The organism is Pyramidobacter piscolens W5455, from assembly GCF_000177335.1.
In the GTDB taxonomy this organism is placed as follows: Bacteria; Synergistota; Synergistia; order Synergistales; family Dethiosulfovibrionaceae; genus Pyramidobacter; species Pyramidobacter piscolens.
In genome coordinates, this window is the sequence record NZ_ADFP01000029.1 from 1 (window position 1) to 10,164 (window position 10,164).

Sequence of the window (10,164 nt, forward strand, 5' to 3'; positions counted from 1 at the left end):
TAGGGCCACCCACAAATTTTGGGAGCTGCTTTCCTCAGCCGCTCAAGAATGTGGTATGATATTTCCCGTAGAAATTTGCCCCCGGCGATGGCGAGGGGGCTTTCACGTGAGAGCTGTCTTTGCGAAAGGAAGTGTGAGCCATGCTGTTAAGTCCCAGCCGCGCAGACTGTATCGTCTTCAGCGTCGACGGCGTTCTCGTCGACGGTGCCGGGGTCTCCGCCGCCCTTTCCCGCACGCTTTCGCTCAGCTGGAGCGAGCTGCTGAAGCGGGAAGCGTCGGAAGCGGTCGACGCGGCGCCCTACCTGCAGGCGGCGCGCCGGCACAACATTTTCGGCAGTCGCGGCGACATAGCCTGGGCGCTTCTGTCCCTGGCCATGAAGAGCGAACGGCAACATCTCGCCGAGGCGCTGCCCGCCCCGGAAAAATGGGAGGCTCGCCTGATCGCCGCCGAAGACGGACGCGGCATGGATGATTTCACGTCCATGATCTCCGCCGCCGATTGCCGCACTATCGTCGCCCTTTACAACGACATCTATTTCGGACCGACCGACGGCAAGGCGCCGTTGCTGGAAGACCTGCCGGAAGGGGCCTGTGTCCTCGAAAGGCCGCTTTTCTCGCCGCGCTGGGACAAACTGCCGCTCCCCGCGGGCATCTGCACCTCGCGCGACCGGGACGAGCTTGACTGCGCCTTACGGACGCTCGGCTGGCAGGACCTGCCCAAGGAACGCTGCATCACGTCGGAGATCGCCCGCAAACCCGACGCTGCCGGCCTCGAGAACTTGTGCAGATCGTTGGGCTGCCGCTGGCCGCTCTATCTCGGCAGTCTTCCCGCCGACCTCGAGCTGATGGAAAACTTCGGCCGCGGCGACTTCATCTCCGTCGGCACGCAGATCAACCATAACGTCGTCAAATTTCCAAGCGCCGCCGACGCCCTCAGGGCGATCCTCGGCGTCGTCTAGGCGTCACGCGCTCCCGCCTCCGCGGGGGCGCTTTTATTCTTGTTCAAAAAAAATCCAGCCCGCGCGTACGCGAAGGCTGGATATTTTGTATCGAAAGATTTTCGGGCGGCACAGCTCAAGCATCCATGCCGAAGGCATAGCTGGTCATCGAAATGGCGGCCAGCGTGCGCACGACGTTGAACGCGCAGGGCTTTTCGCCGGCCGACGCACCCAGCGCGTAAAGCAGCGGCAGGAAGTGATCGGGGGAGGGAACGGCGTAGGCCGCGTCGCCGTGCCGCCTGAAGTCGATCACGGCGTCGTCGCGGCGCGCTTCCACCTGCGCGCGGATCCACTCGTCGAACGCGTCCGCCTCGGGCGTTCCGGCGGGGTTGTCCCAGTCCACGCGGCGCAGATTGTGCACCACGTTGCCGCTGGCGAGGATCAGATAGCCCTCGTCGCGCAGGAAGGCCAGCTTTTTGCCGGCTTCGTAGGACGCCGATGCGTCCAGAAAGCGGTTCACGCTCAGCTGCACCACCGGCACGTCGGCTTCGGGGAACACGTGCACCAGCACCGACCACACGCCGTGGTCGACGCCCCAGCTGTCGTCGACACGCGCGTCGAGCCCCGGCGCGGCCAGCACGCGGGCGCTCAGCCCCGCGTCGCCGCGGACGGGGTATTTCAGCTCGTACAATTCTTTCGGAAAGCCCGTCATGTCGTAGACCTGACGCGGCTCGGGATCGGTCTGCACGAACGTGCGCGCGTTGTACCAATGAGCGGAGACCGCCAGGATCGCTTTCGGCCTGCCGAATCCGGCGACGATCCGCTCCCCCAGCGCGCGGAAGCGGCGCGTCAGCTCGTTGTCGGCCAGCGCGATCATCGGATCGCCGTGACCGAGAAAAACCGCGGGCATTCGTTTCATGTGAATGACTCCTTCAAATGAATTCCATTCGACTTTTGGACCTGCCCGGATCATAGCCCGCCGCGGGCAGCCTTACAAGAAAATTTTTCAAACGCTTCTGGACCGGCCGGCGTTCAGATTCCCTGTCCATGAACATGTTGCGGCCAAATTGCCTGACATGTTATTATAAGCATACATTTTATCCAGAGAGAAGCGAACGCGAATGAAAAAAATATGCATGTATTTATGCGAGGCAATGGCGGACTGGGAGCACGGTTATGCGCTGCAGGGGCTGTCGCTGCAGAAGATGCTGCCCGAGAAAAAATACGAACTTCTCACCGTTTCGAATTCAAAAAATCCCGTTCATACCGCAGGCGGACTGACGATCGTCCCAGACGCCGCCCTGAAAGAGATCGACGGAAACAGCGTCTCCGCCTTGCTGCTGATCGGCGGAGACGCGTGGCTGAAAGAAGAACAAAAAGAAGCGCTCGATTTAGCGGCCGCTCTGGTCGAAAAAAACGCCGTGGTCGCGGCAATCTGCGGCGCGACATTGGGATTGGCCGAGCGGGGGATCCTGAACGACAGGGAGCATACCAGCAACTCGCCGTCCTTCCTGAGCGGACTGGCTAAGAATTACGGCGGCCTGGCTCATTACAGGCACGTCCCGGCCGTTTGCGACGGGAACCTGATAACAGCCAGCGCGGCAGGCTCCCTGCTCTGGGCAAGATATATCATCGAACGGTTGGGCCTCTATTCGCCCGCGACCGTAAGCGCGTGGCACAATTATTTTCTTACCGGAGAACCCGAATTCTTCGCCGCGCTGATGAAGTCTTTCGAAAGGTGAACCCCGTTCCATCGGTCGGGAGCCATATGAATCGCGAGCCGCCGCTCGTTTTTATTCGCGCGGCGGCGCGGAGGTTTTCATTCCAGCTCCAGCACGCGGCGCAGTTCGGCCACGTCGCCGCTGGCGAACTGCCAGGCGTCCATGCCGCAGTCAATGGAGCCTCGCACGTTCCAGGGCAGGTCGTCGATGAAGAGGCAGTCGCCCGGGTTCAGCCCGTAGCGCTCGAAGAAGAGCCGGTAGATCCACTTCTGCGGCTTGACGCACTGTTCCGGCGCGGAGAAGACGACGCCGTCGTACAGATCCGGGCAGGGCAGCACGCGCCGCCAGCACCGCGTCAGGCGCATCCCCGCGTTGGAAAGCACGTAGGCGTTCTGGCCGCGCGCCTTGACGGCTTTCACCACCTCGTCCATGCCGGGCTTGGGCCAGAGGTTGTAATCCTCCCAGTGCGCGAAGCTTTTCCGCGCGATCTCTCGCACGGCGTCGGAGCTGAGGCGGCGCAGCGTGTAGCGCAGCGCCGTGTCCTCGTCGATGATGCCCGTGTCGAGCATCTGCCACTCGCAGGAGCAGTACAGCACGTAACGGATCTCCTTGATCACGGCCTCGTCGTCCGTGAACTGCGCGATGGCGCGGCGCGAGTCGTACTCGGACAGCACGTGCCCCATGTCGAAAACGATGTTGCGGTATTCCCTGGCGGATCTCATGATCTTCCTCCGAATCTTTTGCAAAATACGCTCTCATGCCGGCTTTCGATAAAAAACTTCGGCAGGCTTCGAGCGAAGACGAACGTGACCATGAGCATCAGTCTCGTAGATGAAGCGGGCTTTGTCAAGATCCTTCAAAAACGAACGAAGGAAAAGGACTGTCGGCCCGCCGGCAGACGTTCCTTCTTTGATGCTTGAATCGCCAGCCGCATTTTCGCCTATGCTTATAAACACAGATTTCACAAGGAGCCGCGAGCAAATGTTCCACGTGGAACATTTGCGATTCGCGCTTGCGATATTGAAGCGGCGTCAGGCCAGTCCGCGCGTCCGTGCCGCGCCGTTCCCATACGGTCCTTGTCGGTGGGGATTTGAAAAAACGGCACGCTTCGCGCCGCCTTTCCGACAAAACGGCATTTTTGCCGTCAAACGACTTCAAGAGGGAAGTTTTTGCGCAATGGCGTCGCATTTTTCGCTTCTATTGTGATACTTTACGGCGCGGAAATCAATATACTTGATTCAGTTCGGGGAACATCATCCGCGAAGGGGGCTTTTTTATGATCGCTCAGAAATTCTGGAACGAAACGCACCGCCGCGACCTGCTGGATTTTTACGTCGCGGCCGTGAAAACGCGCAGCTATTCCGATCAGGAGGGCGAACTGGCGCAGAAACTCCTCGCCAAAATGAAGGAACTGGGGTATGATGAAGCCTACGTCGACGCCGCGGGCAACGTTTGCGGCCGCGTCGGCCGCGGCGGCAGGGTGATCCACTTCGATTCGCACATGGACACCGTGCTGGCCGAGAACGCAGACGAATGGAAGCATCCTCCCTTTGCCGGCGAGATCGAGGACGGCATGCTCTACGGCCGCGGCGCCGTGGACATGAAAGGCGGCCTGACCGCGTCGATCTGCGCGGCGGGAGCGGCGAAGAAGCTCGGCCTGCTCGAAGGCAAGACCGTTTGGGTGACAGGCTCCGTCTGCGAGGAGTACTGCGACGGCGTCTGTCTCGAACATTTTTACCGCGACAGCGGCGTCAGGCCCGACTTCTGCGTGATCTGCGAGCCGTCCGACAACGTGATCACGCTCGGGCACACCGGCAAAGTGCAGGCGCGCCTCGTCACGCACGGCGTCTCGGCGCACGGCTCGGCGCCCGAAAAGGGCGTCAACGCCGTCTACGAGATGGCGGAGATCATCCAGCGCGTCGAAGCCCTCAACGCCGCACTGCGCGAGAACGGCGGCGGCACCATCGTGCTGTCGCACATCTCCTGCCAGACGGCGTCGTTGAACGCCGTGCCCGACCGCTGCGAGATCTATCTCGACCGGCGCCTGCGCCTCGGCGAGACCACCGCGCAGGTCGCGACGGAACTGGCGGCGCTGGCCGCCGGCAAACGAGCTTCCGTCGAACCCGGCACGCTGGTTCACACCAGCTGGAACGGAGCGCGGCTCGTCTATCGGCCCGAGCACGATCCTTGGAAGATCGGCGAGAGCCACCCGCTCACGCTCGCCTGCAACGCCGCGTACGAAAAGACGTTCGGCGAAGCGCCCGCTCGCTACGACTTCTGGGACTTCGGCACCAACGCCGTCGTTCCCGTGGCGATGGGCGTGCCCACGATCGGCTTCGGCCCCGGCGAGTACAAGCTGGCGCACATGACCGACGAACGCTGCGCTCTCGCAAAGGTCGAAGAGGCCTGCTGTTTTTATATCCATCTGATCGAGACGCTCTGAAAAGGGTGCGAGTTCCTTGCCCTTTTTGTATGACCATTCAAGGAGGAACGAAAATGGAGGAACGGTTCAAGGCGATTCATTACGAGCGCGACGCCGGCGTCGGCCCCGCGGCGATGGAACAATTCGGCCCGGCTCAGGCGGAGAAGGTGCGCGCCTTCCACCGCAGCTTTCCCGAGTACGCCCCCACGCCGCTGGCCGACCTGCCGCATTTGGCGCGCGAACTGGGCGTCGCGGCGCTGCGCGTCAAGGACGAAAGCCATCGCTTCGGCCTCAACGCTTTCAAAGTGCTCGGCGGCAGCTACTGCCTCGGCCGCTGCGTCGCCGAACGGCTCGGGCTCGATCCCGATTCGTTGACCTTCGCGGAGCTGACCAGCCCCGAAGTGCTGGCGAAGATCGACGGTACCACCTTCGTCACCGCCACCGACGGCAACCACGGCCGCGGCGTGGCCTGGACGGCCGCCAAGCTGAAACAGCGTTGCGTCGTTTACATGCCCAAGGGCAGCGCCGCCGAGCGCCTCGAGAACATCCGCAGGACAGGCGCCGACGCGTCGATTACGGAATTCAATTACAACGATACCGTGGCGCTGGCCCGCGATACCGCTGCGAAGAACGGCTGGACGCTGGTGCAGGACACTTCCTGGCCGGGCTACGAGGAGATCCCTCTGCGGATCATGCAGGGCTATCTGACCATGACGCTGGAGACGGCGGAGCAGCTGGGCGGCAAAAAGCCCACGCACGTGTTCCTGCAGGCCGGCGTCGGTTCCATGCCGGCCGCGGCGGCGGCGTTCTTCGCCAATCTGTACGGCGCGGAACGCCCGATCGTCACCATCGTCGAGTCGAATCAGGCCGACTGCATCTACCGCACCGCCGCGGCGCGGGACGGCAAGATCCATGCCGTGAACGGCGACATGCGTACGATCATGGCCGGGCTGGCCTGCGGCGTGCCGGGCATGACGGCCTGGGAGCTGCTGCGGCGCTGCGCCGACAACTTCGTCTCCATGCCCGACTACCCGGCCGCGCAGGGCATGCGCATCCTCGGCGCGCCGCTGCTCGGCGATCCGCGCGTGATCTCCGGCGAAAGCGGCGCTTCCGCCTTCGGCCTGGTGACCGAGGTCCTGCGCAGCCCCGGGCTGAAATGGCTCAAGGAGCAGCTGCGCCTCGACGAAAACTCGCGCGTGCTCTGCTTTTCCACCGAAGGCGCCACCGACCGCGCCAACTACCGCCGCATCGTCTGGGACGGCGCGTTTGCGCGGGACCGTTCGGTTTCTTGATCAATAAGGTTAAATCGAAAACCTGTACGACCGGGCTGCAGCGAAAGGAAAAGTCTTTCGCCGCAGCCCGTTTTGTATCCGCCATGTTTTTATCGTTGACTTCATCGGAAGCTCCCGCTAAAATTTAATTAAGCATACACTTAATTAAAGGAGCGTGCAAAATGGATCATCTGGTTCTTTTCAAAGCGCTTGCGGACGGGACGCGCCTGAAAATCGTCAGGCTGCTGCTCGAACATCGCCGTTGCGTACGCGCGCTGGCCCGCGAGCTGGAGCTTTCCGAAGCCGCCGTATCCCAGCATCTGAAAGTGCTGCGGGAGGCCGGCATCGTCATCGGGCAGAGGCGGGGATATTTTATGCATTACGACGCCGATCGTCGGACCCTTCAAGATCTGGCCCGGGAAATCGGAGACCTGGGCGCCGTCGAACGGACGTGCCCGCCCAACGAACGGAGCCGCCAAAACGCGGGTGCTCGTTGTCGATCGGACTTTTCAACTGCCGGCGAGCGCGAGACGAAGGAGGAGAGACAATGAAAAAGCCCGGCATTCTGCTCAGGCTGCTGCTCGTCTTCATGAAAGTCGGTTTTTTCACGTTTGGCGGCGGCTATGCCATGATCTCTCTGATTGAACATCTCTGCGTCGAGCGAGAAGGCTGGATCACTCACGACGAGATGATGAACGTCGTCGTCATCGCCGAGTCGACGCCCGGACCGATCGCCATCAACTGCGCCACCTTCGTCGGTTACCGTCAGGCCGGTCTGAGCGGCGCGCTGGCGGCGACGCTGGGAATCGTGCTGCCGTCTTTTGCGGTGATCTATCTCATCGCCTCCCGCTTCGACCGTTTTCTCGCGATACGAGCCGTGTCGTCCGCGTTTCGGGGCATCAAGCTGTCTGTCGGCCTTCTTGTTTTGGACGCGGGGATCCGCATGGTCCGGAAGATGCCGAAAAAGGCGCGCCCCCGCCTGTTCATGGCCGGCGCGTTCTTAACCATGGGAGCGTCGGAAATTTTCGCGCTGAAAATTTCTTCGATCGCGCTCCTGTCGTGCGCCGCTCTGCTGAGCCTCGCGCTGTTTTCAGCGGGAAACCTTCTCCGCGCCGGGAGAGAAGAAAAATGATCCTTGCCGATCTGCTGTGCGCTTTTCTCAAGGTGGGCTTTTTCGCTTTCGGCGGCGCCTACGGAGCCATCCCTCTCATCCGCGACGTCGTTCTGTCTTACGGCTGGCTCAGCGAGGAGCGACTGAGCTACTGGATCGCCGTCAGCGAAAGCACGCCCGGCCCCATTATGGTCAATCTGGCGACCTGCGTCGGCAGCCAACAGGCCGGCATTCCGGGAGCGCTTGTCGCCACTGCCGCCGTCGTGCTGCCGTCTTTCGTCATGATCCTGCTGGTCATGGGCTTCTTCAGCGCCGCGTTCCGCAACCGACGTTTCCAGGCCGTCCTATCCGGCCTGAAACCGGCCGTGATCGGCATCGTCCTCGCGGCCGGCGTCAGCATGACCGTTCATAACTGCCTGCGCAAGGAGGCGGGCGGAGCCGACGTAAAGGCCATGGCTCTTTCGGCCCTTTTGGCGGCAGCGTTTTTCTTCCCCATCCTGCCGCATCGGCGGAGAATATCGCCGATCGCGCTGATCATTCTGTCAGCCTTCCTCGGCATCGCCGCATACGGATCCTGACACCGATTTTCAATTACGGCTTTCAATTGAAAATCAACGTCAGTATCGCATGCGCAAAAAAATCCCCTGCAGTCGCCAGGCTGCAGGGGATTTTTCGACGAGCGGGGATTCGCGTCCTCGCGCTTTTTTACGGCCGCGGCGCGGCGAACAGGCTGCGCACGTCGATGGGGCGTTCCATCATGCCCTGCGCGGCCATGAAGTCGGCGGTGCGCTGCAAGCCCGCGGCGTCGGCGGGAGTGATCTCCATGGAAAAATCGTAGAGCGGCAGCTGCGCTTCCACGTCTTCGGGGCTCAGGTCCAGTTCTTCGGCGGCGATGCGCACGGCCTCGTCGCGATGATCGGCGATCCATCGCAGCGTCTCGCGGCGGGCGGCGAGAAATTTTTTCACCAGATCGGGATGGTCGCGCAGCATCGCTTCCGTGGTGACGGAAAGCACTTCGCCGCCGACCAGACCGTCGCCGTCGCGCAGCACTTTGTAACCGGCGCGGGCCATCCGCCACGCCGGCACGCCGGTGACGAGCGCGGCGTCGACCCTGCCGGCGGCGAGGGCCGCGGCCGCCGCGGGCACGTTCATGGAGACGAATTCCACGTCTTTGACGGTCATGCCGGCTTCGGCCAGCCAGAGGGCGAGCAGCTCGTGCAGGATGGTGCCGCGCGGTCCGGCGACGGTTTTGCCGCGCAGGTCTTCGGGTCGCGCCAGCGGCGAATCCTTGGGCGCGAGAATCTTGAAGCTCCGCGGCGAGCGTGCGAAGATGCCGAGGATCCTGAACGGCGCGCCGCTGGCGGCGGACAGGAACACGCTGGTGGAGCCGGTCGCGGGCAGGAACTGGACGTCGCCGGCGGCAAGGGCGTGGGCCTGCTCGGGGCCGTTCATGAGAACGACGTATTCCACGGGCAGGCCGAAATGCTTTGCGAACAGCCCGAGCCGTTTCTCAACCATGGAGGGAACGTTGAGCGGCGGCGTGATGTAGGTCACGGCGATTTTGCCGTCAGCGCGCGCGAGCGGAGCGGCGAACGCCAGCAGCAGCGCGGCGGCAAGCTTTTTCAGGCGCCCGTTCATCGACGGTCCCCTTTGTGTCGGGCGTATTGGGCGATCTCCACGAGATTGCCGTCGGGGTCGCGCGCATAAACGCTCCGCATCGGACCGCGGGCGCCGTTCCTGTCGACAACGCCCGCGACGATGGGCACCCCTTCGGCGATGAGTTCGGCTTTGACGGCTTCGATGTCGTCCGTCGTGATCAGGCAAAAGTCGAGGCTGCCGGGGAGGGGACGTTCCGCCGCCGGCGAAAACTCGGCGGGACGGGGGTGAACGTTGATCTTGCGGGCGCCAAAAGAGAAGGCGCCGCGGCCGTCCCGCTCGCGGTACTCCATGCCGAGCGCGCCGCAGTAGAAGCGACGGCAGGCTTCGGGATCGGCGGTGGTAAGGACAAGGTGATCAAAATCCGTGATGCGCATGGGATAACCTCCTTTGCGCAAGCGCCGCGTTGCGGCGCGATTTTTTTTCAGCTGCACGATCTCCGCCGGAGATCATTCGCTGCATCAGCTGGGCGTCAGCAGGCGCAGCTGACGATAGTAAATAAACGAGCGCAGGGCCTGCGGCCCGGCGAGGCCGAGCGCTCTTTGGCGCGCCTGCGTGCGCGTGAGCGCGTCGAAATCCTTGTCGGTCAGCTGTGGCGAGAAGGAACGCCCGCGGCGCAGTTCTTCGCCCCGAGCGGCGTCAAGACCGGCAGCCCGCGCCAGAAGCGCCGCCGCTTCTCCATCCCGTTCCAGCCATTCGGCCGCGTCGGCCTGCGCGTCCATGAAAGCGCGCACGGCATCGTTGTGATCCATGATGAACTGGCCGGTCGTGACGGAGACCAGTTCGTCGTCTTCCGCCGTGTGTCCGGCACGTTCCGGCCGCGGGCGGCAGGCGACGGTGACGATGCGCAGCGCCTGGCCCCGGGCGGCAGCCGCGAAGACTTTTGAGGCGCGGATCGAAGCGACGATGTGGACGCGCCCTTCGGCCAGAGCCGTCAGCTGCTCTTCGTCGCCGGCGCAGAAAACTTTCTCCATCGGCAGGCCGAGATGGTCGCGCCACAGCGGTTCCGGCGCGGCGGCCAGCACGGAGAGACGCTCCGCGCCCG

At 63.0% G+C, this 10,164-nt stretch carries 12 protein-coding genes; 7 read left to right on the plus strand and 5 right to left on the minus strand.

Annotated features, from left to right (window positions below):
* The first annotated feature begins 140 nt into the window (after positions 1-140).
* Complete coding sequence (locus tag HMPREF7215_RS02185; protein WP_009163967.1) at positions 141-959, plus strand: HAD family hydrolase; 819 nt, start codon at positions 141-143, stop codon at positions 957-959.
* Between the two features lie 115 nt (positions 960-1,074).
* Here the strand turns inward: HMPREF7215_RS02185 and ygiD are convergent, their stop codons facing one another.
* The gene (gene ygiD / locus HMPREF7215_RS02190) at positions 1,075-1,857 is read right to left on the minus strand and encodes a 4,5-DOPA-extradiol-dioxygenase (RefSeq protein WP_009163969.1); all 783 of its coding nucleotides are present in this window, start codon (positions 1,855-1,857) and stop codon (positions 1,075-1,077) included.
* A 202-nt stretch (positions 1,858-2,059) separates the two neighbouring features.
* Here ygiD and HMPREF7215_RS02195 point away from each other — a divergent pair, with 202 nt between their 5' ends.
* A complete protein-coding gene (locus HMPREF7215_RS02195) occupies positions 2,060-2,680 on the plus strand; it encodes a DJ-1/PfpI family protein (RefSeq protein WP_009163970.1) in 621 nt (206 codons plus the stop codon).
* Positions 2,681-2,757: 77 nt separating this feature from the next.
* Here HMPREF7215_RS02195 and HMPREF7215_RS02200 read toward each other — a convergent pair whose 3' ends face one another.
* Positions 2,758-3,381 carry an HAD-IA family hydrolase gene (locus HMPREF7215_RS02200; protein ID WP_009163971.1) on the minus strand — a complete coding sequence of 208 codons (624 nt, stop codon included), beginning with the start codon at positions 3,379-3,381 and terminating at the stop codon, positions 2,758-2,760.
* Between the two features lie 554 nt (positions 3,382-3,935).
* On the opposite strand from HMPREF7215_RS02200, the gene HMPREF7215_RS02205 reads away from it, so the two are divergent.
* The 5 genes from HMPREF7215_RS02205 to HMPREF7215_RS02225 all read left to right on the plus strand — a co-directional run bounded on the left by HMPREF7215_RS02205 (position 3,936) and on the right by HMPREF7215_RS02225 (position 8,041).
* On the plus strand, positions 3,936-5,102 hold the full coding sequence (locus tag HMPREF7215_RS02205) for a YgeY family selenium metabolism-linked hydrolase (RefSeq protein ID WP_009163974.1): 1,167 nt from the start codon (positions 3,936-3,938) through the stop codon (positions 5,100-5,102).
* 53 nt (positions 5,103-5,155) lie between these two features.
* Positions 5,156-6,373 carry a diaminopropionate ammonia-lyase gene (dpaL, locus tag HMPREF7215_RS02210; protein WP_009163975.1) on the plus strand — a complete coding sequence of 406 codons (1,218 nt, stop codon included), beginning with the start codon at positions 5,156-5,158 and terminating at the stop codon, positions 6,371-6,373.
* A 161-nt stretch (positions 6,374-6,534) separates the two neighbouring features.
* Positions 6,535-6,903: an ArsR/SmtB family transcription factor gene (locus HMPREF7215_RS02215; RefSeq protein WP_009163977.1), complete on the plus strand. Its 369-nt coding sequence runs from the start codon at positions 6,535-6,537 to the stop codon at positions 6,901-6,903.
* Positions 6,900-7,484 carry a chromate transporter gene (locus HMPREF7215_RS02220; protein ID WP_009163978.1) on the plus strand — a complete coding sequence of 195 codons (585 nt, stop codon included), beginning with the start codon at positions 6,900-6,902 and terminating at the stop codon, positions 7,482-7,484. Before HMPREF7215_RS02215 ends, HMPREF7215_RS02220 begins: the two co-directional genes overlap by 4 nt.
* The gene (locus tag HMPREF7215_RS02225; protein ID WP_009163979.1) at positions 7,481-8,041 is read left to right on the plus strand and encodes a chromate transporter; all 561 of its coding nucleotides are present in this window, start codon (positions 7,481-7,483) and stop codon (positions 8,039-8,041) included. Before HMPREF7215_RS02220 ends, HMPREF7215_RS02225 begins: the two co-directional genes overlap by 4 nt.
* Positions 8,042-8,168: 127 nt before the next feature.
* Here HMPREF7215_RS02225 and HMPREF7215_RS02230 read toward each other — a convergent pair whose 3' ends face one another.
* From HMPREF7215_RS02230 to HMPREF7215_RS13490, 3 genes are all read right to left on the minus strand, one after another.
* Entirely contained in the window at positions 8,169-9,101 is a 933-nt protein-coding gene (locus tag HMPREF7215_RS02230) for an ABC transporter substrate-binding protein (protein WP_009163980.1), read from the minus strand.
* Entirely contained in the window at positions 9,098-9,496 is a 399-nt protein-coding gene (locus HMPREF7215_RS02235; RefSeq protein ID WP_040550187.1) for a VOC family protein, read from the minus strand. The genes HMPREF7215_RS02230 and HMPREF7215_RS02235 overlap by 4 nt, the downstream gene beginning before the upstream one ends.
* Before the next feature lie 84 nt (positions 9,497-9,580).
* A partial coding sequence (locus tag HMPREF7215_RS13490; RefSeq protein ID WP_040550189.1) for a periplasmic binding family protein occupies positions 9,581-10,164 on the minus strand: 584 nt, incomplete at its 5' end.